Consider the following 23,878-nt stretch of genomic DNA (forward strand, 5'->3'; position numbering starts at 1 on the left):
GACGGCGGCGGCGGAATCAGTGAGAACGAAGTTTAGGCGAGTTCGGCGTGCAACTCTTGCAGGGATTGCACGAGCAGGCCGTCCTGGTGCTTCATGCCCTCCACGGCCGCTTCGCAGCCTGCCATGGTCGTGTAGTAGGTGACGCGGTTGGCCAGCGCGGCCTGGCGGATGTATCGGCTGTCAGCGATGGCCGTGCGGGTCTCGTCCACCGTCGTGAACACCAGCTGAATGTCGCCGCCCTTGAGCGCATCGACGATGTGCGGGCGGCCATCCTTGATCTTGTTGATCAGCTTGACCGGCACACCGGCTTCCGTGATGGCCGCAGCCGTGCCTTTGGTGGCGACGATGCCGAACCCCAACGCGTGCAGATCCTTGGCGATGGCGACGGCCCGGGCCTTGTCGTTGTTCTTCACGGTGATCAGCACATTGCCCTGGCGCGGCAGGCGCGAGCCGGCGCCGATCTGGCTCTTCAGCATCGCCTCGCCGAAGGTGCGCGCAGCACCCATCACCTCACCGGTCGAACGCATTTCCGGGCTAAGAATGGGGTCCACGCCCGGGAACTTGTTGAAGGGGAATACAGCCTCTTTGACGCTGAAGTACGGGGGGATCACCTCAGCGGGCACGCGGCCTTTGCGATCGCGCTGGTCCTTCAGCTGCTGGCCCGCCATGCAGCGGGCTGCGATCTTGGCAAGCTGCTGGCCGGTGGCCTTGGACACGTATGGCACGGTGCGCGACGCACGCGGGTTCACTTCCAGCACATAGATCGTGCAGTGCTCCAGCCCCTTGGCGACATCGCCCTGGATGGCGAACTGCACGTTCATCAGGCCGACGACCTTCAGCGCCTTGGCCATGGCAGCGGTTTGACGACGCAGCTCATCCTGCACGTCGGCCGCCAACGTGTAGGGCGGCAGCGAGCAGGCTGAGTCGCCCGAGTGGATGCCAGCCGCCTCGATGTGCTCCATGATGCCGCCGATCATCACGTCGCCGGACGTGTCAGCGATGCAGTCCACGTCGACCTCGACTGCGTCCTGCAGGAAGTGGTCCAGCAGCACCGGTGACTTCTCGCTGACGCGCACAGCTTCGCGCATGTAGCGCTCCAAGTCCTTGTCGCCATGCACGATTTCCATCGCGCGGCCGCCCAGCACATAGCTGGGGCGCACGACCAGCGGATAGCCGATCTCGTTGGCCAGCGTCACCGCCTGGTCCTCGGTGCGCGCGGTGCGGTTCGGCGGCTGCTTCAGGCCCAGCTCGTGCAGCAGCTTCTGGAAGCGCTCGCGGTCCTCGGCGATGTCGATGGAATCGGGGGTCGTGCCGATGATGGGCACGCCGGCACGCTCCAGGTCCAGCGCCAGCTTCAGCGGCGTCTGGCCGCCGTACTGCACGATGACGCCGACCGGCTTTTCCTTGTCGACGATCTCCAGCACGTCTTCCAGCGTGACCGGCTCGAAGTACAGGCGGTCGGACGTGTCGTAGTCGGTCGACACCGTCTCAGGGTTGCAGTTGACCATCAGCGTCTCGTAGCCGTCCTCGCGCATGGCGAGCGCGGCGTGCACGCAGCAGTAGTCAAACTCGATGCCCTGGCCGATGCGGTTCGGACCGCCGCCCAGCACCATGATCTTCTTCTTGTCGGTAGGGTTGGCTTCGCACTCGGCATCAGCACCTTCGTACGTGGAGTACATATAGGCCGTCTGCGTTGCAAACTCCGCGGCGCAGGTGTCCACGCGCTTGTAGACCGGGCGCACGTTCAGCGCGACGCGGCGCTCACGCACGGCGTGCTGGTTGGTGCCCAGCAGCTTGGCCAGCCGCTTGTCAGAGAAGCCCTTGCTCTTCAGCAAGCGCAGCTCGGCTTCGGAAATGGACTCGACGGCGCGACCCTTGATCTCGCCCTCGATCTGCACCAACTGCTCGATCTGCGCAAGGAACCACGGGTCCACCGCGGTCTCTTCGTAGATCTCATCCAGCGTCATGCCGATGCGGAAGGCGTCCGCCAGGTAAAGGATTCGCTCGGGGCCGGCCTCGCCAATCTCCTGAACGATGTCCTCACGGTCGGTCGAGCGCTCGGTCAGGCCGTCGATGCCGGTTTCCAGTCCGCGGAGCGCTTTCTGAAACGATTCCTGGAAGGTGCGGCCCATGGCCATCACTTCACCGACCGACTTCATCTGCGTCGTCAGGCGCGAGTCCGCCATCGGGAACTTCTCGAACGCGAAGCGCGGGATCTTGGTGACGACGTAGTCGATGCTGGGCTCGAAGGACGCCGGCGTGACGCCGCCGGTGATGTCGTTCTTCAGCTCGTCCAACGTGTAGCCCACGGCCAGCTTGGCGGCGATCTTGGCGATGGGGAAGCCGGTCGCCTTCGATGCCAAGGCGGATGACCGCGACACGCGCGGGTTCATCTCGATGACGACCATGCGACCGTCCTTCGGGTTGATCGAGAACTGCACGTTGGAGCCGCCGGTGTCCACGCCGATCTCGCGCAGGATGGCAATGCTGGCGTTACGCAGCAGCTGGTATTCCTTGTCCGACAGCGTCTGGCTGGGCGCTACGGTGATGGAGTCACCCGTGTGGATGCCCATCGGATCCAGGTTCTCGATGGAGCACACGATGATGCAGTTGTCCGCCTTGTCGCGGACGACCTCCATCTCGTACTCCTTCCAGCCGATCAGGCTCTCTTCGATGAGCAGTTCGTTGGTCGGCGACAGGTCCAGCCCGCGCTTGCAAATGGTCTCGAACTCTTCCGGGTTGTAGGCGATACCTCCACCGGAGCCGCCCAGCGTGAAGCTGGGACGGATGACCATCGGGAACCCGCTGCCACCGATCTCGGCCTGGATGCGCTTCTGCACCGCCAGCGCCTCTTCCATCGAGTGTGCGATGCCTGACCGGGCCGAGCCCAAGCCAATCTTGGTCATCGCGTCCTTGAACTTCAGGCGGTCTTCGGCCTTCTCGATGGCGTGCTCGTTGGCCCCGATCATCTCGACGTTGTACTTGGCCAGCACGCCGTGCTTGTGCAGGTCCAGCGCGCAGTTCAGCGCGGTCTGGCCGCCCATCGTCGGCAGCACCGCGTCCGGGCGCTCCTTGGCGATGATCTTCTCGACAACCTGCCAGGTGATGGGTTCGATGTAGGTGACGTCCGCCGTGTCCGGGTCCGTCATGATGGTCGCCGGGTTGCTGTTGACGAGGACGACCTTGTAGCCCTCCTCGCGCAGTGCCTTGCAGGCCTGGGCGCCGGAGTAGTCGAACTCGCAAGCCTGGCCAATGATGATCGGGCCCGCGCCGATGATGAGGATGGTCTTGAGGTCAGTACGTTTTGGCATGGCTTGCGAGTCTGCTTAGAGCGTGGTCGTGGCCAGCTTGGCCCCGAACCCAACGAAAAGTGCACCGACGCCGGCATTGGCCGCGCCAGAGAGTCGACGCCGCGCACGAAAGGCGGCCGCAAGGCGGGCTCCGGCAAAGATCAGCGTCGAGAGATAGATGAAGCTGAGCACCTGAATGATGGCGCCAAGGATCAAAAAGGTCAGCGCGGGATGCGGGTAGGCCGGATCGACGAACTGGATAAAGAACGACAACAGGAAGGCGATGGCCTTGGGGTTCAGCAGGCTGACGACCAGTGCTTTCTTGAATGGCTGGCCGGCATCCACGGCGCGCGGTGCCTCCACGTGCGCCTCAGCGCGCCAACTCTTCACGCCGCCGCGCAGCAGCTGGATGCCGAGCCAGCCAAGGTAAACCGCGCCGGCCATCTTCACGACAAAGAAGATCTGCGGGCTGGCCATCAGCAGGGACGCGCCGCCGGCAGCGGCCGCCGTAATCAGCACCGTGTCGCCGACGAACACGCCGCACGCCGCCACGTAGCCCGAACGCACACCGCGCTGGGCGGCGACGGACAGCACATACAGCGAGTTCGGCCCCGGCAGCAGGATGATGAAGATCGCTGCCGCCAGGTAGGTACCGATGTCGGTGATGCCGAACATGTCAGGCCTTGTTCATCAGGCCGATGAAGCGGTCAAACAGATAGGCGATGTCGTGCGGGCCGGGGCTGGCTTCAGGGTGCCCCTGGAAGCTGAAGGCCGGCTTGTCGGTACGGGCAATGCCTTGCAGCGTGCCATCGAACAGGCTGATGTGCGTGGCGCGCAGGTTGACCGGCAGCGTCTCGGCGTCGACCGCGAAGCCGTGGTTCTGGCTGGTGATGCCGACGCGGCCGCTGTCCAGGTCCTTGACGGGGTGATTGGCGCCATGGTGGCCGAACTTCATCTTGAAGGTCTTCGCTCCGCTAGCCAGCGCCAGGATTTGGTGACCCAGGCAGATGCCGAATACGGGGATACCGGACTCGATCAGCTGGGCGGTGGCCTGGATGGCGTAGTCGCAAGGCTCAGGGTCGCCCGGGCCGTTGGACAGGAAGATGCCGTCCGGCTCCAGGTCGAACACGGCGCTGGCAGGCGTCTGCGCGGGCACGACGGTGACCTTGCAGCCTCTCGATGACAGCATGCGCAGGATGTTGCTCTTGACGCCGAAGTCGTACGCGACGACGTGGAACTTGGGGGCGCTTTGCGTGCCGTAGCCACTGCCGAGTTGCCACTCGGTCTGCGTCCAGACTTCGTTCTCGGTGCGGCTGACGACCTTCGCAAGGTCCAGCCCCGCCATCGACGGCGCGGCCTTCGCTTGCGCAACGGCTTCGTCAATGTCCGCCTGCGTCAGCGTCTGACCGGTGGGCAGCGCGAGGATGCAGCCGTTTTGGGCACCCCGGGTGCGCAGCACACGCGTCAGGCGGCGCGTGTCGAGCCCGGCGATGGCTACCGTTCCCTGCTCACGCAGGTAAGCGTCCAGCGTCTTGCCGGCGCGGAAGTTGGACGCGCGGATCGGCAGGTCTTTGATGACCAGACCGGCGGCAAAAATCTTGGACGCTTCGACGTCTTCGTCACTGATACCGTAGCTGCCGATATGCGGATACGTCAGCGTGACAATCTGCTTGCAATAGCTGGGGTCGGTCAGGATCTCCTGATAGCCGGACAGTGACGTGTTGAACACCACTTCGCCGACCGTCTGGCCGGTCGCGCCGACGGACTGGCCTCGGAACACCGTCCCATCCGCCAGAGCCAGGATTGCTTGAGGGGGATGGAGCAGGTCGGTCAGCACAAAGGGTCTCCGCAAGTGGTTCGCGTGCCCGGCATTGGTCCACCTGAGGGGATTCAGGAACGGACCAACTTGTTGAAACCGAGGGGTAGGTTTTCTAGAAACCTTACAGGTTTCCGCCGGGCAGCGCAGGGTTCAGGTAAACCCATCGAGTATAGCCGACGCGGGTTAGTACGGAGGCTTCGTGACCGACTCGCGACGTCTCAAAGTGCCGCGATGCCGGCCTTGGCAATTTCGACGTCTTCGCTGGACTTGACGCCACTCACACCGACGGCACCGACCACCTGACCATCGACCAGGATGGGCACGCCGCCCTCCAGCAGGCCCTGCAGACCCGGGGCGCTGAGGAAAGACATGCGACCCTGATTGATCAAGTCCTCGTAGATCTTGCTTTCGCGCTTGCCCAGAGCCGAGGTGTGGGCCTTGGCCGGAGCGATCTGCGCCGAGATGGGCGCAGCGCCGTCCAGGCGCTGCAGCCACAGAAGATGGCCGCCGGCGTCGACGATGGCGATAGACACCGCCCAGCCCTTTTGCACGGCATGGGCCTCGGCTGCGGCAGCCATGCGCTTGACGTCGGAGAGTTCGAGTTGGGGTTGCTGCTTCATGATCTTGAGTTTCAAGTGACAGGCCTCAATGTAGCTGTGTGGGACGCACCTAGAATCGGTCCGGTATTCATTGGTCCTTCGGAGGTAGACATCATGAACGACAGCCTGCACACCCAATACGGCTATGCCGCCCCGGGCCTCGCTGCCGACCGTCAGCGCGTGTTGCGCAACACCTACTGGCTGCTGGCCCTGTCACTGGTGCCGACCGTGCTGGGCGCGTGGATCGGCGTGTCCACCGGCTTCATGGCCACGATGGGCTTCGGCATGAGCACGCTGGTGTTCTTCATCGGCGCCTTCGGACTGATGTTCGTCATCGAGAAGACAAAGAACAGCAGCATGGGGGTAGTGGCCCTGCTGGGCTTCACGTTCTTCATGGGCCTGATGCTGTCGCGACTGGTGGCGCAGGTACTGGGTTACCGCAATGGTGCCAGCCTGGTCATGACGGCCTTCGGCGGCACCGCGGCCATCTTCTTCGCCATGGCCAGCTTGGCCACCGTCATCAAGCGCGACCTGTCCGGCATGGGCAAGTTTCTGTTCGTCGGCGCCATCATCCTGATGGTGGCGGGCATCGCCAACATCTTTCTGCAGTCGTCGGCGCTGATGCTGACCGTGCTGGTGCTGATGCTGGGCGTGTTCTCGGCGTTCATGCTGTACGACATCAAGCGCGTTCTGGACGGCGGCGAGACCAACTACATCAGCGCCACGCTGGCCATCTACCTGGACATCTACAACGTGTTCCAGAGCCTGCTGTCGCTGCTGGGCATCTTCGGCGGCGAGCGCGACTGATTGCCCCCCGCAGGCGCTTTGCGCCTGCCCCACCCCTCAAGGGAGCGCTGCCAGTGGCCCGGCAAAGCTGGTTCCACGGCAGCAGCTTGACGAAGGAGCCTGCAGACTGGCTCCTTTTTTTATTGTTTTGCTGGCTTGTAGTTCTTCAGCACCAGCGGCGCGCTGAGCAAGACCGGGCGGCCCAGTTGGCCCAGTTGCAGCGCGAGGTTCACCGTGCCAGCCTCGAAGGCAGCCGTGGCGACGCCACCGATGGCCACCGGCTGCAACTTGCTGGTCAACGTCGCCGTGCCGGAGACGAGGGCTGTGTAGGGCGCTGCGCCCAGCTGCAGCAACACCGGGACGGTCTCCTTCGCGCTCGCTTCATCCGTATCCAGCCGCGCCCACAGCAAGATCTGAAGCTGATCGCCCTTGGCAATGGCCGCCTGAACCGGCGCGACGGCACCGATGTCCCAAGCATTGGGTTTGGCGGCCTGGAGTGGCACGCGCAAGCAGACCTTGCCATACGCCGCGCAAGGCAGTTGCTGGGTCGCGGCGCCGTCTCCGCCATAGACATTCCAGCTCGTGATGCTCGGCGTGTTTATCAGGTGATCCAGCGCCGGATCGCGCGCCGGCACGGCAGTCGATGACTTGTCGGCCTTCTCGGGCACCAGCGCGCTGTGGATGGGCTTGACCCAGCCGTCGGCCTTCATGTCCCACAGGATGAAGTCGGAGTCGAACTGCCAGTACGACCAGCCGAAGCCGCGCGCCTCGGCGGCACGGGCAACGGCAGCCGTCCACGCCGCGCGTTGCGCCATGCCCGCCGTTTCCAACGCGCCGAACTCGCCCAGCAGGATGGGCCGCTGGGCCTTGTCGGCCCAGGCCTTGACCTTGTCCATGTCGGCCTTGAGCTTGTCCAGCTCGGCCGGTGCGCCCCAGGTGATGCCGGACAGATTCTGGAACTGCGGCGTCCAGCTCGCGCCCTGGTGCGTGAACTCCATGGGCGTGTAGTAATGGAAGGTCACGATGAGGCGGCGATCGTTTGCCGGCAACTGCAGGCTGTCCAGATGGTCCAGCGAGTTCCAGAACTTGGGGCCCACGATGACGCGCCGGGTCGGATTGGACGTACGGATGATGGCCAGGTTCTCGGCCAGCATGTCGTTCCAGACCGCGTCGGCTGCGCCGTTGGGCTCGTTCAGAATCTCGAAGATGACGCCATCCGGCGAGTCCTGATAGCGTGCCGCCACTTGGCGCCAGAAGGCTTTCAGCCGCATGCGGCAGGCATCGACCTCCTTGGCACAGTCCATGAAGTTGTGCTGATCCAGGATGACTTGCAGCCCCGCCCTCAAGCCTGCGTCCACCAGGCTGTCCAGCGTGTTCAGCCATGCTGCCGACAGCTGCCCCTGGGCATCCATGTGAGCGAAGGCGTGCAGGTTCAGCCGCACATGGTCGAAGCCGCCATCACGTATCGCCTGCATGTGACGCTGCGGTTGGAAACGCGCTTTGGCGGGCTCGGTCCATAGCGGGTCGTAGCCGACGATGTTGACGCCGCGCTTCAGCGCAGGCACTGCTGCAGCGTTGTTGGCCTGCGCCTGCGTTGTGGAAGCGACGGCCAGTGCGAGCGACGCTAGCGCCAGGAGGCGCGCGAACTTGAATTGGTTGAACATGGCCTTCTTGTCTCCGGGTGAAGGGCTAGAAAAACAACTAAACAATCTTGTTTATGTTTATTTTGTCCAACCAGCCGCCGCTGCGGCTCGGGAGTTACGCGAAGAAAGCCTGCCCAGTCAGCGCTCGAACACCGCAATGCTCTCCACGTGCGCCGTGTGCGGGAACATGTTCACCGCGCTGGCCGCCGTGCAGCGGTAGCCGGCCACATTGACCAGCAGCCCCGCATCGCGCGCCAGCGTCGCCGGGTTGCATGACACATAGACGATGCGCTTGGGCGGTGTCCAGCCTGGCGCCAGCGACGGGTCTTGCGCGATGTCAGCCACCGCCTTGGCCAATGCGAACGCGCCCTCGCGCGGCGGGTCGATGAGCCAGCGGTCGGCAATGCCATCGGCCGCCAGCACCTCAGGCGTCATGTCGAAGAGGTTGCGCGCAACGAAGCTGGTCTTGTGGGCCAGGCCGTTGGCCTTCGCGTTCTCGAACGAGCGCTGCACCAGCGTCTCGCTGCCCTCGATGCCGAGCACCTCGCGCGCCTGTGTCGCCAGCGGCAGCGTGAAGTTGCCCAGGCCGCAGAACCAGTCGATGACGCGCTCGTGCGGCTGCACCGCCAGCAGACGCAGCGCGCGGCCCACCAGCGTCGCGTTGATGTGCGGGTTCACCTGCGTGAAGTCGGTCGGCTTGAACGGCATGCGAATGCCGAACTCCGGTAGGCTGTAGGCCAGCTGCGGACCACCTTCGTCGAGCAACTTGACCGTGTCAGGCCCCTTGGGCTGCAGCCACCACTGCACCCCATGCCTGGCAGCGAACTTGCGCAGCAGCGCGATGTCGCTATCCGGCAGCGGGTTCAGATGGCGCAGCACCAGCGCGATGACCTCGTCGCCCATGGCGAGCTCGATCTGCGGCAGCCGGTCGCGCTCGGCCATGCCCATGATGAGTTCGCGCAGCGGCATCAGCAGATCGCTGACCACCTTGGGCACCACCTTGCAGACCTGCATGTCGGCCACGTAGCGGCTCTTGCGCTCGTGGAAGCCGATCAGCACCACGCCCTTCTTCTGCACGTAGCGCACCGAGAAGCGAGCGCGGTAGCGGTAGCCCCAGGCCGGTCCCTCGATGGGACGCAGCAGCACCTCGGCCTTGACCTTGCCCAAGTGCCACAGCTGGTCTTCCACCGAGCGCTGCTTCACGGCCACCTGCGCGCCCGGGTGCAGGTGCTGCATCTTGCAACCCCCGCAGGCGCCGGCATGCAGGCCGAAATGCGGGCAGCCTGGCGTCACGCGCAGCGGGCTTTCCTTCTTGATCTCGGTGAGCTGGCCCTGCTCCCAGTTGTTCTTGCGGCGTGCGATTTGGGCCTTCACGATCTCGCCCGGCAAGGCGCCGTCAATGAAGACCACCTTGCCCTCGGCGTTGTGCGCCACGCCTTGCGCCTCAAGCTCGATGCTCTCGACCTTGAGCCAGTCCGTTGTTTGATTCATAGGGCCGGAATTATCCCGGCTCACGTCGGGAGATCAGAAGATGCTGTCCCGGTCCACGCCGTGGCGCATCATGTTGCGCTTCAGCTTGGCCAGCGCTTCCAGCTGGATCTGGCGGATGCGCTCGCGCGTCAGCTTCAGGCGGATGGCCAACACGTCCAGTGTCTCGGGCTCGCGGTCCGACAAACCATAGCGACCCGACAGCACTTCGCGCTCGCGGTCATTCAGACTCGCCAGACCGTGCTGCAGCAACTCCTCGACCTCGTGCGACAGCCGCAGCCCCAGTGGATCGACCGCCTGCTCGTCGGCGACGAGATCCAGCATGGACTCGCCGCCCTCGCCGTTGCGGTCCACCGGTGAGTCCAGTGAACTGGGCAGTTCCGCGTAGGCCAGCAGCTCGGCGACCTCGTCGACCGGCCGCCCGAGAGCCTGGGCCACATCCTCAGCCCGCACCCGCCCTTCAGCGCCCTGCGCACTCTGCAACGCCTCCAGCGCACGGCGCGCCTTCAGCACCTGGTTCAACTCGCGCACGATGTGCACCGGCAGCCGCACCAGACGGGCTTGGTGCATCAACGCACGCTCGATGCTTTGGCGTATCCACCAGCTTGCATAGGTCGAGAAACGGAAGCCGCGTTCGGGCTCGAACTTGCCGATGGCGTGCATCAGCCCCAGATTGCCCTCCTCGATGAGGTCGCTCATCGGCAGGCCGCGCCCGAGGTAGTTCTTGGCGATGCTGACCACCAGGCGCAGGTTGTGCTCGATCATCGCCTGCCGCGCCCCGAAATCACCGGCGCGGGCGGCCTGGGCGGTGTCGAACTCCTGCTCCGGCGTCAGCAGCGGCGTGCGGCGAATGTCGCGCAGATAAGCCTGCAGCGCGTTGCCCAGTTCGACCACCGCGCCCGCCGTACGAGGCGCCGGCTCCACGTCCTCGGCAACGCCGCCGTCACCGCCATCCTGGTCAGGCTCACTGCGGCCGCTCACGCTCAACATGATGCCCGGCTCGTGGGCCGCGCTGCCTGGGCCGTCGGACTTGGGCGCAGCGCGTTTCATGGCGTGAGGCTGGCCCGTTAGAGGAGGCGCGTGGACGCTCTCTTAGCGCGCAGGCAACAGCTTGGCGGGGTCGACGGGCTTGCCCAGTTTGCGCACTTCAAAGTGCAACTTCACGGTGTCGCTTTCGGTGGAACCCATCTCGGCAATCCTCTGGCCCTTGCGGACCACCTGATCCTGTTCGACCAGCATCGCCCGGTTGTGGGCATACGCGGTCAGGTAGGTGTTGTTGTGCTTGATGATGACCAAGTTGCCGTAGCCGCGCAAGCCCGAGCCCGCGTAAACGACGCGACCATCCGCGACAGCGAGCACCGGGTCGCCCGGCTTGCCGGCAAAGTCCAGCCCCTTGTTGCGCTGCTCGTCGAAGCCCGCCGTGACGGGGTGTGAAACCGGCCAGCCCCAGGCCAAGCCATCGTCGTCCGACGCGGACTCCTTGGCGACCTCCTTCGGGGCCTCCTTGGACGGTGCCGCAGTAGCTGCAGCGGAGGCCGCACTGGCCGATGCAACCGGCGGCTTGGCATCCAGCGGACGGCTCTCGATCTTCGGCGCGCTGGCGATGGGCCGGGCGGTAGTGCCACCGGCATCCACGCCCGGCGGCACCACGCGCAGGACCTGACCCACCTCGATGCGGTTGGGGTTGTCCAGGTTGTTCCACTTGGCCACGTCGCGCCAGCTCTGGCCGTTGTCCAGCGCAACGCGGATCAGCGCGTCGCCAGGCTTGACGGTGTAGTAGCCGGGCTTGCCCGCGTTCTCAGCACCGGGCGGCGGCTTGACTTCAGCAGCGGCAGAGGCCGCAGGCGCCGGCGTCGCGGCCGCAGCCTTGGGTGGCTGGGGGTTGCGGTCCTCAACCGGCGCCTGGTGCAGCGACGTACCGCAAGCGCTCAGCAACAGCGAGGAAGAAAGGATCAGGAATGAAAGTCGCAGGCGTGAGGGCATCGTGTGTCGCACGTTGAGGACCGCCGGGATTGTGCGGCGCGGTGCGCCAGCGGCCCCGTCAGACGATGCCGGATTTTAGGGGGACGAAAAGCACGGCCTCATGTTCGCTGCGGACCCAGCGGCTGACGCCGTTATCCACCACATGATCCAGCACCACCAGCACCTGCCCGCGGCCGCTGGTTGCGGTGGGCGCGATGAGCCGGCCTCCGGGCGCCAGTTGCGCTGTCCAGGCCGGCGGGATGTCCTCGCCGCCCGCCGCCGCGATGATGCTGTCGAACGGCGCGCCGCCGGTGTATCCCACACGGCCATCGCCCCAGATGAGGCGCGGCGCGCGCGGCAGCAACACGCGCTGCAGGTTCGCCTGAGCTTTGTCATGCAGGCCTTGCAGGCGCTCGATGGACGTGACCTGGCGCGCCAGCAGCGCAATGACCGCGGCCTGGTAGCCGCAGCCCGTGCCGATCTCCAGCACGCGGCCCAGCGAGCCGCGCTGACGTGCAGCCGGGCTGGCCATCAGCAGGCCGAGCATGTGCGCAACGACAGACGGCTTGGAGATCGTCTGACCATGACCGATAGGCAGGGCCGTGTCTTCATAGGCCTGCGCGGCCAGCGCGGTGTCGACGAACTCGTGGCGCGGCACGGCGGCCATCGCGGCAAGCACCTGCTCGTTGAACTTGCCCTCGGCGCGCAGCCGGTTGACCATCCGCTCGCGCACCGCGCCACTGTCGAGTCCGGTGCCGCTGGGGCGGGCCAGTCGCGCCGCATCGACGGTGGCCTGACGCAGGTGGCGCTGCGGCATCAGCAGCTCCCGCTGCGGCACCGCGGCTGACTTCAGGCTGGCCGGGAAACGCTTGGGCGTGGACATCAGAGCCCGAGGCGTTGAGACCAGGCACCGAGCGAGGAATGCTCCGTCAGGTCCACCTGCAGCGGCGTGATGGACACCTGGCCATTGGCGGTCGCGTGGAAATCGGTGCCTTCGCCGGCGTCCTTGGCAATGCCTGCAGGGCCGATCCAGTAGATGGTCTCGCCGCGCGGGTTGACCTGCTCGATGATGGCCTCTGCGGAGTGGCGACGACCAAGCCGCGTGACTTTGCGTGGCACTTGGTCGGCATCAGGCCGGTTGGGGATGTTGACGTTCAACAGGAAGGCCTGGCCCAGGCCGCCGGCAATGACCTGCTCGACGACGCTGCGCGCCGCGCGCGCCGCGGCCTCCAGGTCGCCCCAGCCCTTCTCGGCCTGCGAGAACGCGATGGACGGGATGCCGAACAGATAACCCTCCGTGGCCGCGGCAACAGTGCCGGAATAGAGGGTGTCGTCGCCCATGTTGGCGCCGTTGTTGATGCCTGACAGCACCAGATCGGGCCGGTAGCCGAGCAGGCCGCTCAGCGCCAGGTGGACACCGTCCGACGGCGTACCGCTGACGTAGCGAAAGCCATTGAGGGCGCGGTAGACATTCAGCGGGCGGTTCAGCGTCAGCGAGTTGGAGGTGCCGCTGGCGTTCTGTTCGGGGGCGATGACGTCGATGTCGCCCAGGCCTTCGCAGGCCTTCACGAGGGCCGCCAGCCCCGGGGCCAGGTAGCCGTCGTCGTTGGAAATCAGGATGCGCATGTGGCCAATTGTAGGGAGCGCGTCACCTGCGAGACCGGGTGTAACCCCGTTGATTCCTATCATCGCCTCGTCAAAAAACAGGAGTCGATGATGAAGGCATGGCTGTGCGAGAACCCGGTGGGCGTCGAGGCGCTGCAATGGCGCGACCTGCCCTCGCCGCCGTTGCCGGCAGGCCAGCTGCGCGTGGCCATCCGCGCGGCCAGCCTGAACTTTCCTGACCTGCTCATCGTGCAGAACAAGTACCAGATGAAGCCGCCGCTGCCGTTCGTGCCGGGCACGGAACTCGCCGGCGTCGTCACCGAGGTGGGCGAAGGCGTGAAGGGCTTTGCGATCGGCCAGCGCGTCGCCGCGTTCGGCGGGCTGGGCGGCTTCGCGACCGAGGTCTGCCTGCCCGCCCTGCTGGCCATGCCGCTGCCCGACGGCTTCGCGTTCGAGGACGCCGCGGCCTTCATCTGCACCTATGGCACCAGCCATCACGCGCTGATGGACCGCGCCGCGCTGCAACCGGGCGAGACGGTGCTCATCCTCGGCGCGGCCGGCGGTGTCGGCACGGCAGCCATCCAGATCGCCAAGGCCGCCGGCGCGCGCGTCATCGCCGCAGCCGGCAGCGATGCCAAGTGCGAAGCCTGCAAGACGCTGGGAGCCGACGCAACCATCAACTACACAACGCAGAACCTGCGCGACGGGTTGAAGACGTTGACGGAGGGCAAGGGACCCGACGTCATCTACGACCCGGTCGGCGGCGACCTCGCCGAGCTCGCCTTCCGCTCGATCGCGTGGCGCGGCCGCTATCTGGTCATCGGCTTCGCGCAAGGGTCGATTCCGGCGCTGCCGCTGAACCTCGCGCTGCTGAAGGGGGCGTCGCTGGTGGGCGTGTTCTGGGGCGAGTTCGCCAAGCGCGAGCCGGGCCGCAACGCGAAGATGCTGGGCGAGCTGGCCGCCTGGTATGCCGGCGGCAAGATCAAGCCAGTGCTGGACCGCGTGCTGCCTATGGAACAGCTGCCGCAGGCGTTCGCGCGCATGGCAGCGCGGGAGGTCGTCGGAAAGGTAGTTCTCACCAACGCTTGAAGCCTGAAACGGGGGCGTCCACCCCCGTGTTCCGGCAGGCGTTCTAGGGGGTCGGTGCGCTACATTCGCCTGTCGATTCGACAGCCGTCCCCGCCCCTCCGCCATGACCGTCAAAGTCCTCATCATCGAAGACAACCCCGTCGCCCGCAGCTTCCTGTGCCGCGTGGTGCGCGAGAGCTTCAGCGATGCGATGGAGATCACCGAGGTCGGCGACCTGGAGAACGCACGCCGCCAGGTCAGCAAGTTCGGCGGCAATGCCCAGGACATGGGTTTCAAGCTCGTTCTCGTGGATCTGGAGCTGCCGGACGGCAACGGCATGGAGTTCCTGACGGAACTGGCCGGCTCGACAGCCATCAAGATCGTCACGACGCTGTACTCCGACGACGATCACCTGTTCCCCGCGCTGCAATGCGGCGCTGACGGCTACCTGCTGAAGGAAGACCGTTTCGAGGTGTTGGTGGAAGAGCTGCAGCGAATCGTGCGTGGCCAGCCACCGCTGTCGCCCGCCATCGCGCGCCGGCTGCTGTCGCACTTCCGCCCCTCGTCCAGCGGCGACAGCGGCAACATGCCGCTTAACTCGGGCTTCGGCTCGCTGTCGTCGTCGCATGCGCCGTTCAGCAACAGCCGCAGCGTTGCGCTGGACCCGCCGCCAGAGTGGGAACGCCTGACGCCGCGCGAAAGCGAAGTGCTGACCTACCTGAGCAAGGGTTTCACGATCAAGGAGATCGCGAACCTGATGGGCATCAAGTGGTTCACGGTCAACGACCACATCAAGAGCATCTACAAGAAGCTCAACGTGTCCAGCCGCGCAGAAGCCGCGGTGCTGGCATCAAAGCAGGGCCTGGTGTAGCCACCCGATCTTTTAACGCAGAAGGCCCCGGAGTCCTGGGCTTTTGCTTTTGGCGGTGCCGCGAGCACAGGCGCAACGACCGCGCGGTTAAAGTGCCGCCCATGCGTTTCGGCCGCGTCTTCGTCCTCTGCCTGCTGCTCGCGCTGCTGCCGCTGCGCAGCCTGCTCGCGGCCACGCAGCTGGAGTGCATGCCACCGGCCGAGCCGGCGCATGCCGGGATGACGCACGAAGGCCATGCGCATCATCAACAGCCAGATGCCGAGGCAGACCACGAGCAGGCCTGCAAACTGTGTGCGCCCTGCTGCCTCGCAGCCGCGCCGCCACCCGCGCTGACGCTGACCGACGCCGTCACGCGCGCCGAGCGCGCGCGTCAAGCCGCTGCCACGCGGTGGGCCGACGTCGTGCCGCCGCTGCCTGACCCGCCACCGCGAGGCTGAGCCTTCTCCCGACGCTGTCCCCGCCGCGTGCGCTGCCGCATGCTGCGGGTGGATGTCCCGTTCCGAGAGGCTTTCATGCCATTGCCATTTCCCCTTTTGCGCTTGCCGGCCCTACTGCTGGGCGCGCTGGCGCTGTCCGGTTGCGCCAGTATTGGTCCGCCCGGTGACGCCGACGTCGCCGCCATCAACCGCCTCACCCAGCCCCACACCGGCCAGCCGCTGGCCGCCGAGCCGCTGTCACCCGAGGCGCTCGCTGAACGCCTGCGCGAACCCTTGGGCGCCGACGCGGCCGTGCAGCTGGCGCTGCAGAACAGCCGCGCGCTGCAGGCACGGCTGGCCCGCCTGGGTGTCACTGCTGCGGAGGTCGATGCGGCCAGCCGGCTGCCAAACCCCGGCTTCAGCTTCAGCCGGCTCAGACGCGGCGATGAGGTCGAGCTGGAGCGTGGCTGGCACATCAGCCTCGCGCGGCTACTGACGTTGCCGCTGGTGCAGCGAGCCGAGCAGCGCCGTCTGCAGGCCGAGCAGCAGCTGGCCGCCGCCGATGTGCTGGCGCTGGCCGCTGACACGCGCCGGGCCTGGGTCGTTGCCGTCGCCGCCGAAGCGGCGCTGAGCTATCGGCGCCAGGTGCTGGAAGCGGGTGATGCCGGCGCCGAACTCGCCAAGCGCATGCAGGCTGCCGGCAACTTCAACGCACTGGCCCACGCCCGCGAGCAGGCCTTCGCCGCCGACGCCCGCCTGGGTCTGGCCCGGACGGAGAGCCAGCGGCTGGCGGCGCGCGAGCGGCTGGTGCGACTGCTGGGACTGTCCAGCGTCGACGCCGCGGCGCTGCAGCTGCCCGAGCGCCTGCCCGAGCTGCCCGCCGCGCCGAGAGAACTGGCCGATGCCGAGACGCTGGCGCTGTCGCAGCGGCTGGACGTGCAGGCCGCGCGGCTGCGGCTTGAGCAGGCGTCGCGACAGCTCGAAGCCGGTCGCATCAATCGTTTTGTTTCCATGCTGGAGTTGGGAGTGGTGCGCAATTCGTCCAACGAAGCGCCCACGCAGCGCGGCTGGGAGGTCACGCTGGAGTTGCCGCTGTTCGGCTCCGGCCCGCTGCCACGCGCGCAGGCCCTGGCCCGCGAGGCGGCGTACGACGCGGCCGACACCGGCATCCGCGCGCATTCCGAGGTGCGCGAGGCGCACGGCCGGTACCGCGGCGCGTTCGACATCGCGCGCCAGCACCGTGACGAACTGCTGCCGCTGGCGCAGCGCATCTCGCAAGAGCAGCTGCTGCGCTACAACGCCATGCTGATCGGCGTGTTCGAGCTGCTGGCCGATGCGCGCAGCCAGGTCGCCGCCGTCGCCGCCGCGCAGGACGCGCTGCGCGATTTCTGGCTGGCGCAAGCCGACCTGGATCAGACTCTTCTGGGCCGCGTGACATCTTCAGGATCGCCTGCCCTGCCCCAGGCGGGCTCCGCTGCTGCCGCGCCCGCTGCGGCCGCCCACTGAATTCGAGAGACCAATCCATGTTCAACCGACGTTCCCTGCTGGCCGGCTCCACGCTGGCCTCGCTGGCCGCCGTCTCCAAGGCCGCGCTCGCGTCGTTGCCCGAGCCGGTCATCCAGACCTCTCCCGACACGCAGGCCCCGCTCGTGCCGCCCAACGGCCGCCCCTACAACCCCGTCGTCACGCTGAATGGCTGGACCGCGCCTTGGCGCATGACCGACGGTGTCAAGGAGTTCCACCTCGTCGCCGAGCCCGTGGTGCGCGAGATGGCGCCCGGCTTCAAGGCACACCTGTGGGGCTACAACGGCCAGAGCCCCGGCCCCACCATCGAGGTTGTCGAGGGCGACCGTGTGCGCCTGTACGTGACCAACCGCCTTCCTGAGGCGACCACGATGCACTGGCACGGCCAGCGCCTGCCCAACGGCATGGATGGCGTGTCGGGCCTGACGCAGCCGCCCATCCCCCCGGGCAAGACCTGGGTCTACGAGTTCGTCGCGCGTCGCCCCGGCACCTTCATGTACCACCCGCATGCCGACGAGATGGTGCAGATGGCCATGGGCATGATGGGCCTGTGGATCACGCATCCGAAAGCGAAGCATCCACACATCGCGACTGTGGACCGGGACTACGCCTTCCTGCTGAACGCCTACGACATCGAGCCGGGCTCGGCCACACCGAAGGTGATGACTATGCTGGACTTCAACCTGTGGAGCTGGAACAGCCGCATCTTCCCTGGCATCGCGCCACTGGTGGCGCGCCAGGGCGATCGCGTGCGCATTCGCATCGGCAACTTGACGATGACCAACCACCCCATCCACATCCACGGCCACGAGTTCGAGGTCACCGGCACCGATGGTGGGCCGGTGCCGCGCACGGCGCGCTGGCCGGAGGTGACGACGGACATTGCCGTGGGGCAGATGCGCCAGGTCGAGTTCATCGCCGACGAGGAAGGCGACTGGGCCTTCCACTGCCACAAGGCCCACCACACGATGAACGCGATGGGCCACGCCGTGCCGACCATGCTGGGCGTGGACGCCAGCGCCCTGGAAGACAAGATCCGCAAGCTCGTGCCGGGCTACATGGCCATGGGGCACGCCGGCATGCACGAGATGACCGAGATGCACATGGCCGGGCCGGCCAACACCGCGCCGATGATGGCCGGCGATGGTCCGTTCGGCGCCATCGGCATGGGCGGCATGTTCAGCGTGCTGAAGGTCAGGCACGGCCTGAAACGAGGCGACTACAGCGATCCGGGCTGGTTCCAGCACCCGGCCGGCACCGTGGCGCGCGAGGTGGGCGAAGCACCGCCGGCGGCAACAGCGCCGCACACGCCGGTGGCGCCGGGCGATGTCGATGTGACGGTGCGAAAGCCGCAGGGCCATGGCGGTCGAGGCGGGAATGACCACCACTGACGACCGCGACGCTCCATAAAAAAGCCGGCCCGCAGGCCGGCTTTGTTTTCTGCCGTCGACGCTTACGCGAAGTTGGCTTCGGCGAACTGCCAGTTCACGAGATTGCTCAGGAAGGTCTCGACGAACTTGGGACGCAGGTTGCGGTAGTCAATGTAGTAGGCGTGTTCCCACACATCGACGGTCAGCAGCGCGGTGTCAGCGGTCGTCAGCGGCGTGCCGGCGGCGCCGGTGTTGACGATGTCGACCGAGCCATCGGCCTTCTTGACCAGCCAGGTCCAGCCCGAGCCGAAGTTTCCGACGGCACTCTTGACGAAGGCTTCCTTGAAGGCGGCGTAGCTGCCCCACTTGGCGTTGATCGCGTCAGCCAGCGCGCCGCTGGGCTCGCCACCGCCTTGCGGCTTCATGCAGTTCCAGAAGAAGGTGTGGTTCCAGATCTGCGCGGCGTTGTTGTAGATGCCGCCGCTGGAGGTCTTAACGATCTCTTCCAGCGTCTTGCTTTCGAACTCCGTGCCCTTCTGCAGGTTGTTCAGGTTCACCACGTAAGCGTTGTGATGCTTGCCGTGATGGAACTCCAGCGTTTCCTTGCTGTAGTGCGGGGCCAGCGAGTCGATCGGATAGGGCAGCGGGGGCAGCGTGTGTTCCATGGGGACCTCTTTGTTGGGGGAAGGTGAACGCGAAAGATTGTAGGGACGGGGAATCAACCCTGCGGCAAAGGCCGTACCTGCAGAACTTGCAGGTCTGCATGGCCGTCGGCCAGCACGGCGCGCACTGCAGTGCCGGCCTGCAGCTTCTGCACCGACGTGATGGCGCCACCCCGTCCGTCGTCCAGCCAGGCATAGCCCCGGGCGAGCACGTGCTGCGGATCGAGTGCCTCCAGCCGGGCCTGCAGCGCGTCCAGCCGCGTCGCCTGGCGGCGCAGCGTTTCGGCCAGCGCACGGTGCGGGCGCGGCGCCAGGTGCGCCAAGCGCTGGCGCTGCAGCTCGACGCGCCGCGCCGGCGCCGCCGCCGCGCGTTGCGCCAGCAGCTCCAACTGGCGATGCTGGCGGGCCAGTGCGTCGCTGGGGCGGGCAAGGCGCAGCGACAGACGGTCCAGCCGCTGGGCCGTGGACTGCAGGCGGTGGTCCAGCCGCAGCAACAGCCCCCGCTCCAGCGCCGCGAGTTGCTGCAGCAGGCCGTCTCGCGCGGGCGCCGCCAGCTCTGCAGCGGCGGTGGGCGTGGGCGCACGCAGGTCGGCGGCCAGGTCGCAAAGCGTCACGTCGGTCTCATGCCCCACACCGCAGACGACAGGCAGGCCCGACATCGCGACCGCGCGCACCACGCGCTCGTCGTTGAAGGCCCACAAGTCTTCTAGCGACCCGCCGCCGCGCACCAGCAGCAGGACGTCCACCTCGGCCCGTTCATTGGCCGTGCGCAGCGCGCTGACCAGCGCCGGCGGCGCCTCCACGCCCTGCACCGGGCTCGGGTAAACCACCACCTCGACCTGCGGCGCCCGCCGCGTCAGCGCCGTCAGCACGTCGTGCAGCGCGGCGCCGGCCGTTGACGTGATGACGCCGATCCGGCGCGGGTGCGACGGCAGCTTCCGCTTGGTGTCCGCATCGAAAAGCCCCTCGGCCGCGAGTCGCGCGCGCAGTTTCATGAACTGTTCGTACAGCGTGCCGGCGCCGGCGCGCCTCATCGCCTCGACGACGAACTGCAGCTCGCCGCGCGGTTCGTAGATCGCCACCCGGCCGCGCAGTTCGACCAGCGATCCGTCGCCCGGCGTGAAGTCCAGCATCGCCGCCGCGCGGCGGAACATCGCGCAGCGCAAGCTGGCGGCCAGCCCGTCGGCGTCCTTCAGCGTGAAATAGCAGTGGCCGCTGGCGGCGCGCGTGAAACCGCCGATCTCGCCGCCGACGGCGACCACCGAGAATCGTTCGGCCAGGCTCTGCGTGATCGCCTCCACCAGGCCGGCAACCCCCCAGATGCGACGATTCGATGCGGGTTCTCGCGCCTCAATCACGCGCAAACCCAACACCGGCGCGGGCCGGGAAGTCCACAGCCGCACCCCTGCTGGGCTGGCGGGCAATTGCGGCTCATTTCGCCCGTCACGGCACTGTCATGAGCACATAAGGCCTTGTTTTTCAATTCGATTTCCGCTGCTCAATCTTGAGGCAAATTGTCCAAGGCCTTGATTTGACGGCCCCTGCGGGTCCGCGCCCCCGGGTTGTCCACAAAGTTGTCCACAGCGGCGGTGGATTGTGGTGGCGCTTCCAACGGGGAGCAGGAGAGGCTGCGCGGTGTGAGGCTGGGGCCATAATCCCGCGCAATCATCCGGCCCTGAGCGGCCAACTTCTCGACGAGGACGACCTTGTTTTCGATCATACAAGCCGCCGGTTGGCCGATCTGGCCCTTGCTCCTGTGTTCCGTGGTGGCCCTGGCCCTGATCATCGAACGTCTGTCCAGCCTGCGCACCAGCCGCGTGCTGCCGCCGCGGCTGCTGGACGATGTGATGAGCGTGAGCCTGCAGCAGCTGCCGGCCCCGGACATGGTCGACCGTCTGGCGGAGAACTCCCTGCTGGGCGAGGTGCTGGCGTCCGGGCTGCGCGCCGTGTCGGCCGAGCCCCAGATGCCCGAGGCCAAACTGCGCACCGTGTTCGAGTTCGCCGGGCGCCGCGCAGTGCACCAGATGGACCGCTACATGAACACGCTGGGCACCATCGCCACCGCCGCGCCGCTGCTGGGTCTGATGGGCACCGTGGTGGGCATGATCGAAATCTTCGGCAGCCAGGGCCCGACCGGCAACAACCCGGCCCAGCTGGCGCACGGCATTTCCATTGCGCTGTACAACACCGCGTTCGGCCTGATGATCGCCATTCCCGCACTGATGTTCCACCGCTACTTCCGCGGCCGCATCGAGGAGTACGTGCTGGAGCTGGAAGCCGCCGCCGACCGCCTGATGGGCCAGTTGCGACGCTTCACCATTTGAGGACGCCGGCATGAAGTTCCGCTCCCCGCACAGCGAGCCGCCGGAGATCAACCTGATCCCGTTCATCGACGTGCTGCTGGTGATCCTGATCTTCCTGATGCTGTCGACGACGTATTCCAAGTTCACCGAGCTGCAGATCACGCTGCCGTCGGCCGACGCGGAGAAGCTGAAGGACCGGCCGCAGGAGGTCATCGTTGGCATCGCGGCCGATGGCCGCTTCGTCATCAACAAGCAAGCGGTCGAAGGCCGCTCGGTCGACATCCTCGTCGGCGTGCTGCGCCAGGCCTCCAAAGGCAACGCCGAGGCTGCCGTCATCATCTCTGCCGACGCCGCCACGCCGCACCAGGCCGTCATCAACGTGATGGACGCCGCGCGCCGCGTGGGCCTGACGCGTGTCACCTTCGCCGCGCAGACCGACGCTCAGTGACCGTCTGCAGCAGCAGTGGCTGGATGGCGGCCCGCTATCAGCCGCCCTGCTGCCGCTGAGCTGGCTGTACCGCGGGCTGCTGGGCCTGCGCACCCTCGCCTATCGGTTCGGGCTGAAGCGCGCCGAGACGCTGCCGGTGCCGGTCGTCGTGGTCGGCAACTGGATCGTCGGCGGTGCCGGCAAGACACCCACGACGCTGGCGCTGTTGGACTTGCTGCGAGCACGTGGGCTTCACGCCGGCGTGGTGTCGCGCGGTTACGGCCGCCAGGGGGACGACGTCCACCTCGTCACGCGCGACTCGACGGCGCGCCAGGCCGGGGACGAGCCGCTGTTGATCCACCTGCGAGGCCGTGTGCCCGTCGCGGTCGGCCGCGACCGCGTGGCGGCGGCACGAGCGCTGCTGGCAGCGCACCCCGGCCTGCACCTGCTGGTCAGCGACGATGGCCTGCAACACTGGCGGCTGCCGCGCGACCTGGCCCTGCTGGTGTTCGACGAGCGCGGCCTTGGCAACGGCCGGCTGCTGCCCGCCGGCCCGCTGCGCCAGCCGCCGGGGGCGATGCAGACTGGCCAGTTGGTCGTCTACAACGCGCTGGCGCCTAGCACCTCGCTGCCCGGTTTCGTCGCGCAGCGCCGCCTGGCCGGTGCCGTCACGCTGGCGGACTGGTGGGCAGGCAAGCCTGCAGATATGGCCACGCTGTTGGCACTGCGCGAACGACCCGGTCTGGTGGCCTGCGCCGGCCTGGCGCGGCCCCAGCGCTTTTTCGACATGCTGGCCGGCCTGGGGCTTGCATTCACCCCGCTGCCGCTGCCCGACCACGCCGACTTCGACCCCCTGCCCTGGCCCGGGGACACGGCTGGCGTGCTGCTGACTGAAAAGGACGCCGTGAAGCTGCTGCCCGAGCGCGTGGGCGTCACGCCGGTCTGGGTCGTGGCGCTAGACTTTGCGCCCGGCGCCGGCTTCGAGGCCGCGCTGGACACCCAACTCCAACGCCTGTTTCCCTCCCCATGGACCCACGATTGATCGAGATGCTGGTCTGCCCGCTGTGCAAGTCGCCGCTGACCCTGCTGCGTGGCACCGAGGCCGACTTGCCCGCGCTGGGCTGCCGCGCCGACCGCTTGGCGTTCCCGATCCGCGACGGCATCCCGCTGATGCTGGAGAACGAGGCCAGGCCTTGGGACCCGGATGCCGCTAGCGCCCCCGTACCGCTCGCGACGTGAGCTTCATCGTCGTCATTCCGGCGCGGCTAGCGTCGACTCGCCTGCCCAACAAGCCGCTGGCGGACATCGGCGGCCTGCCGATGATCGTGCGCGTGGCGCAACGCGCCGGGCTGTCCGGCGCCAGCCAGATCGTCGTCGCCACCGATGCGCCGGAGGTCGCCTCCGCGTGCACAGGCCACGGGGTGCTTGCGCTGATGACGCGAGCCGACCACCCGTCCGGCAGCGACCGCCTGGCCGAGGCCGTCGAACAGCTCGGGTTGGCCGACGACGCCGTCGTCGTCAACGTGCAGGGCGACGAGCCGTTGATCGCGCCGGGCATGATCGACGCCTGCGCAGCAACGCTGGCCGCGCAACCCGACTGCGTAATGGCGACCGTGGCGCATACGCTGACCGAACCTTCAGAATTCGCGAACCCGAATGTCGTCAAGCTGGTCACCGACAAGGCCGGCCGGGCCCTGTACTTTTCACGCGCGCCCATCGCGTGGTGGCGCGACGGCGCTGGCCAGCCCAACCAAGCGCTGCGCCATGTCGGCCTGTACGCGTATCGCGCCGGCTTCCTGCGCCGCTTCCCGACGCTGGCGGTCAGCCCGCTGGAGCAGATCGAATCGCTGGAGCAGCTGCGGGTGCTGTGGCATGGCGAACGCATCGCCGTTCACGTCAGTGCCGAAGCGCCCGGGCCCGGCGTTGACACGCCTGAAGATCTGGAGCGCGTCAGGCGCCTGATCACAGCCTGATCCGGCTCTCGCGCGTCAGGCCCCCGAAAGGCCGCGTGCGATACTCGTTCGCTGACCGGAAGCGGGACTTTT

General features: G+C 67.0%; 24 protein-coding genes. 11 read left to right on the top strand and 13 right to left on the bottom strand.

What is annotated here, in order from left to right:
- Positions 1-32 precede the first annotated feature (32 nt).
- From carB to ACG02S_RS14520, 4 genes are all read right to left on the bottom strand, one after another.
- On the bottom strand, positions 33-3,311 hold the full coding sequence (gene carB, locus ACG02S_RS14505) for a carbamoyl-phosphate synthase large subunit (RefSeq protein ID WP_394471184.1): 3,279 nt from the start codon (positions 3,309-3,311) through the stop codon (positions 33-35).
- A gap of 15 nt (positions 3,312-3,326) precedes the next feature.
- Complete coding sequence (gene leuE / locus ACG02S_RS14510; protein WP_394471185.1) at positions 3,327-3,965, bottom strand: leucine efflux protein LeuE; 639 nt, start codon at positions 3,963-3,965, stop codon at positions 3,327-3,329.
- Between the two features lies 1 nt (position 3,966).
- Positions 3,967-5,127 carry a glutamine-hydrolyzing carbamoyl-phosphate synthase small subunit gene (gene carA / locus ACG02S_RS14515; protein ID WP_394471186.1) on the bottom strand — a complete coding sequence of 387 codons (1,161 nt, stop codon included), beginning with the start codon at positions 5,125-5,127 and terminating at the stop codon, positions 3,967-3,969.
- A 200-nt stretch (positions 5,128-5,327) separates the two neighbouring features.
- The gene (locus ACG02S_RS14520) at positions 5,328-5,729 is read right to left on the bottom strand and encodes a GlcG/HbpS family heme-binding protein (RefSeq protein ID WP_394471547.1); all 402 of its coding nucleotides are present in this window, start codon (positions 5,727-5,729) and stop codon (positions 5,328-5,330) included.
- A 93-nt stretch (positions 5,730-5,822) separates the two neighbouring features.
- Here ACG02S_RS14520 and ACG02S_RS14525 point away from each other — a divergent pair, with 93 nt between their 5' ends.
- The gene (locus tag ACG02S_RS14525; protein ID WP_394471187.1) at positions 5,823-6,515 is read left to right on the top strand and encodes a Bax inhibitor-1/YccA family protein; all 693 of its coding nucleotides are present in this window, start codon (positions 5,823-5,825) and stop codon (positions 6,513-6,515) included.
- 119 nt (positions 6,516-6,634) lie between these two features.
- Here ACG02S_RS14525 and ACG02S_RS14530 read toward each other — a convergent pair whose 3' ends face one another.
- The 6 genes from ACG02S_RS14530 to surE all read right to left on the bottom strand — a co-directional run bounded on the left by ACG02S_RS14530 (position 6,635) and on the right by surE (position 13,213).
- A complete protein-coding gene (locus ACG02S_RS14530) occupies positions 6,635-8,158 on the bottom strand; it encodes a glycoside hydrolase family 5 protein (protein ID WP_394471188.1) in 1,524 nt (507 codons plus the stop codon).
- A 117-nt stretch (positions 8,159-8,275) separates the two neighbouring features.
- Positions 8,276-9,628 carry a 23S rRNA (uracil(1939)-C(5))-methyltransferase RlmD gene (gene rlmD / locus ACG02S_RS14535; protein WP_394471189.1) on the bottom strand — a complete coding sequence of 451 codons (1,353 nt, stop codon included), beginning with the start codon at positions 9,626-9,628 and terminating at the stop codon, positions 8,276-8,278.
- A 33-nt stretch (positions 9,629-9,661) separates the two neighbouring features.
- Complete coding sequence (gene rpoS / locus ACG02S_RS14540; RefSeq protein WP_394471190.1) at positions 9,662-10,675, bottom strand: RNA polymerase sigma factor RpoS; 1,014 nt, start codon at positions 10,673-10,675, stop codon at positions 9,662-9,664.
- 42 nt (positions 10,676-10,717) lie between these two features.
- On the bottom strand, positions 10,718-11,608 hold the full coding sequence (locus tag ACG02S_RS14545) for a peptidoglycan DD-metalloendopeptidase family protein (protein WP_394471191.1): 891 nt from the start codon (positions 11,606-11,608) through the stop codon (positions 10,718-10,720).
- A gap of 58 nt (positions 11,609-11,666) precedes the next feature.
- Positions 11,667-12,470 carry a protein-L-isoaspartate(D-aspartate) O-methyltransferase gene (locus ACG02S_RS14550; RefSeq protein ID WP_394471192.1) on the bottom strand — a complete coding sequence of 268 codons (804 nt, stop codon included), beginning with the start codon at positions 12,468-12,470 and terminating at the stop codon, positions 11,667-11,669.
- Positions 12,470-13,213 (bottom strand): 5'/3'-nucleotidase SurE, encoded by a 744-nt coding sequence (gene surE / locus ACG02S_RS14555; protein WP_394471193.1) that lies wholly within the window; start codon positions 13,211-13,213, stop codon positions 12,470-12,472. The genes ACG02S_RS14550 and surE overlap by 1 nt, the downstream gene beginning before the upstream one ends.
- A 90-nt stretch (positions 13,214-13,303) precedes the next feature.
- On the opposite strand from surE, the gene ACG02S_RS14560 reads away from it, so the two are divergent.
- From ACG02S_RS14560 to ACG02S_RS14580, 5 genes are all read left to right on the top strand, one after another.
- Positions 13,304-14,281: an NADPH:quinone oxidoreductase family protein gene (locus tag ACG02S_RS14560; protein ID WP_394471194.1), complete on the top strand. Its 978-nt coding sequence runs from the start codon at positions 13,304-13,306 to the stop codon at positions 14,279-14,281.
- Positions 14,282-14,384: 103 nt separating this feature from the next.
- On the top strand, positions 14,385-15,131 hold the full coding sequence (locus ACG02S_RS14565) for a LuxR C-terminal-related transcriptional regulator (protein ID WP_394471195.1): 747 nt from the start codon (positions 14,385-14,387) through the stop codon (positions 15,129-15,131).
- A 101-nt stretch (positions 15,132-15,232) separates the two neighbouring features.
- Positions 15,233-15,568: a hypothetical protein gene (locus ACG02S_RS14570; RefSeq protein WP_394471196.1), complete on the top strand. Its 336-nt coding sequence runs from the start codon at positions 15,233-15,235 to the stop codon at positions 15,566-15,568.
- Positions 15,569-15,643: 75 nt separating this feature from the next.
- Positions 15,644-17,053: a TolC family protein gene (locus ACG02S_RS14575; RefSeq protein WP_394471197.1), complete on the top strand. Its 1,410-nt coding sequence runs from the start codon at positions 15,644-15,646 to the stop codon at positions 17,051-17,053.
- Positions 17,054-17,070: 17 nt separating this feature from the next.
- Positions 17,071-18,462 carry a multicopper oxidase family protein gene (locus ACG02S_RS14580; protein WP_394471198.1) on the top strand — a complete coding sequence of 464 codons (1,392 nt, stop codon included), beginning with the start codon at positions 17,071-17,073 and terminating at the stop codon, positions 18,460-18,462.
- 62 nt (positions 18,463-18,524) lie between these two features.
- Here ACG02S_RS14580 and ACG02S_RS14585 read toward each other — a convergent pair whose 3' ends face one another.
- From ACG02S_RS14585 to ACG02S_RS14595, 3 genes are all read right to left on the bottom strand, one after another.
- The gene (locus tag ACG02S_RS14585; protein ID WP_394471199.1) at positions 18,525-19,106 is read right to left on the bottom strand and encodes a superoxide dismutase; all 582 of its coding nucleotides are present in this window, start codon (positions 19,104-19,106) and stop codon (positions 18,525-18,527) included.
- A 53-nt stretch (positions 19,107-19,159) separates the two neighbouring features.
- Positions 19,160-20,458 carry an exodeoxyribonuclease VII large subunit gene (xseA, locus tag ACG02S_RS14590; protein WP_394471548.1) on the bottom strand — a complete coding sequence of 433 codons (1,299 nt, stop codon included), beginning with the start codon at positions 20,456-20,458 and terminating at the stop codon, positions 19,160-19,162.
- A gap of 143 nt (positions 20,459-20,601) precedes the next feature.
- Positions 20,602-20,823 carry a hypothetical protein gene (locus ACG02S_RS14595; protein ID WP_394471558.1) on the bottom strand — a complete coding sequence of 74 codons (222 nt, stop codon included), beginning with the start codon at positions 20,821-20,823 and terminating at the stop codon, positions 20,602-20,604.
- A gap of 244 nt (positions 20,824-21,067) precedes the next feature.
- Between ACG02S_RS14595 and ACG02S_RS26425 the strand changes: the two genes are divergently transcribed.
- From ACG02S_RS26425 to kdsB, 5 genes are read left to right on the top strand one after another with little or no spacing between them, the layout of a single operon-like run.
- Positions 21,068-21,427, top strand: a complete 360-nt coding sequence (locus ACG02S_RS26425) for a MotA/TolQ/ExbB proton channel family protein (protein ID WP_419964803.1) — start codon at positions 21,068-21,070, stop codon at positions 21,425-21,427.
- A gap of 10 nt (positions 21,428-21,437) precedes the next feature.
- Complete coding sequence (locus ACG02S_RS14605; protein WP_394471201.1) at positions 21,438-21,854, top strand: ExbD/TolR family protein; 417 nt, start codon at positions 21,438-21,440, stop codon at positions 21,852-21,854.
- Positions 21,820-22,875 carry a tetraacyldisaccharide 4'-kinase gene (gene lpxK / locus ACG02S_RS14610; protein ID WP_394471202.1) on the top strand — a complete coding sequence of 352 codons (1,056 nt, stop codon included), beginning with the start codon at positions 21,820-21,822 and terminating at the stop codon, positions 22,873-22,875. Before ACG02S_RS14605 ends, lpxK begins: the two co-directional genes overlap by 35 nt.
- The gene (locus tag ACG02S_RS14615) at positions 22,860-23,072 is read left to right on the top strand and encodes a Trm112 family protein (protein WP_394471203.1); all 213 of its coding nucleotides are present in this window, start codon (positions 22,860-22,862) and stop codon (positions 23,070-23,072) included. The genes lpxK and ACG02S_RS14615 overlap by 16 nt, the downstream gene beginning before the upstream one ends.
- A complete protein-coding gene (kdsB, locus tag ACG02S_RS14620; protein WP_394471204.1) occupies positions 23,069-23,806 on the top strand; it encodes a 3-deoxy-manno-octulosonate cytidylyltransferase in 738 nt (245 codons plus the stop codon). The genes ACG02S_RS14615 and kdsB overlap by 4 nt, the downstream gene beginning before the upstream one ends.
- The last annotated feature ends 72 nt before the right edge of the window (positions 23,807-23,878 follow it).

The organism is Pelomonas dachongensis, assembly GCF_043555865.1.
GTDB lineage: Bacteria > Pseudomonadota > Gammaproteobacteria > Burkholderiales > Burkholderiaceae_C > Pelomonas > Pelomonas dachongensis.

Excerpts from the sequence above, each read along its gene's own strand:
- ACG02S_RS14545 (WP_394471191.1), bottom strand. The coding sequence starts at position 11,608 with ATGCCCTCACGCCTGCGACTTTCATTCCTGATCCTTTCTTCCTCGCTG.
- ACG02S_RS14550 (WP_394471192.1), bottom strand. The coding sequence starts at position 12,470 with ATGTCCACGCCCAAGCGTTTCCCGGCCAGCCTGAAGTCAGCCGCGGTG.
- ACG02S_RS14525 (WP_394471187.1), top strand. The coding sequence starts at position 5,823 with ATGAACGACAGCCTGCACACCCAATACGGCTATGCCGCCCCGGGCCTC.
- ACG02S_RS14605 (WP_394471201.1), top strand. The coding sequence starts at position 21,438 with ATGAAGTTCCGCTCCCCGCACAGCGAGCCGCCGGAGATCAACCTGATC.
- ACG02S_RS14520 (WP_394471547.1), bottom strand. The coding sequence starts at position 5,729 with ATGAAGCAGCAACCCCAACTCGAACTCTCCGACGTCAAGCGCATGGCT.
- carB (WP_394471184.1), bottom strand. The coding sequence starts at position 3,311 with ATGCCAAAACGTACTGACCTCAAGACCATCCTCATCATCGGCGCGGGC.
- ACG02S_RS14585 (WP_394471199.1), bottom strand. The coding sequence starts at position 19,106 with ATGGAACACACGCTGCCCCCGCTGCCCTATCCGATCGACTCGCTGGCC.
- ACG02S_RS14530 (WP_394471188.1), bottom strand. The coding sequence starts at position 8,158 with ATGTTCAACCAATTCAAGTTCGCGCGCCTCCTGGCGCTAGCGTCGCTC.
- surE (WP_394471193.1), bottom strand. The coding sequence starts at position 13,213 with ATGCGCATCCTGATTTCCAACGACGACGGCTACCTGGCCCCGGGGCTG.
- ACG02S_RS14615 (WP_394471203.1), top strand. The coding sequence starts at position 22,860 with ATGGACCCACGATTGATCGAGATGCTGGTCTGCCCGCTGTGCAAGTCG.
- rpoS (WP_394471190.1), bottom strand. The coding sequence starts at position 10,675 with ATGAAACGCGCTGCGCCCAAGTCCGACGGCCCAGGCAGCGCGGCCCAC.
- ACG02S_RS14570 (WP_394471196.1), top strand. The coding sequence starts at position 15,233 with ATGCGTTTCGGCCGCGTCTTCGTCCTCTGCCTGCTGCTCGCGCTGCTG.
- ACG02S_RS14565 (WP_394471195.1), top strand. The coding sequence starts at position 14,385 with ATGACCGTCAAAGTCCTCATCATCGAAGACAACCCCGTCGCCCGCAGC.
- ACG02S_RS26425 (WP_419964803.1), top strand. The coding sequence starts at position 21,068 with ATGCCCGAGGCCAAACTGCGCACCGTGTTCGAGTTCGCCGGGCGCCGC.
- ACG02S_RS14580 (WP_394471198.1), top strand. The coding sequence starts at position 17,071 with ATGTTCAACCGACGTTCCCTGCTGGCCGGCTCCACGCTGGCCTCGCTG.
- ACG02S_RS14560 (WP_394471194.1), top strand. The coding sequence starts at position 13,304 with ATGAAGGCATGGCTGTGCGAGAACCCGGTGGGCGTCGAGGCGCTGCAA.
- ACG02S_RS14575 (WP_394471197.1), top strand. The coding sequence starts at position 15,644 with ATGCCATTGCCATTTCCCCTTTTGCGCTTGCCGGCCCTACTGCTGGGC.
- rlmD (WP_394471189.1), bottom strand. The coding sequence starts at position 9,628 with ATGAATCAAACAACGGACTGGCTCAAGGTCGAGAGCATCGAGCTTGAG.
- ACG02S_RS14595 (WP_394471558.1), bottom strand. The coding sequence starts at position 20,823 with ATGATCGAAAACAAGGTCGTCCTCGTCGAGAAGTTGGCCGCTCAGGGC.
- leuE (WP_394471185.1), bottom strand. The coding sequence starts at position 3,965 with ATGTTCGGCATCACCGACATCGGTACCTACCTGGCGGCAGCGATCTTC.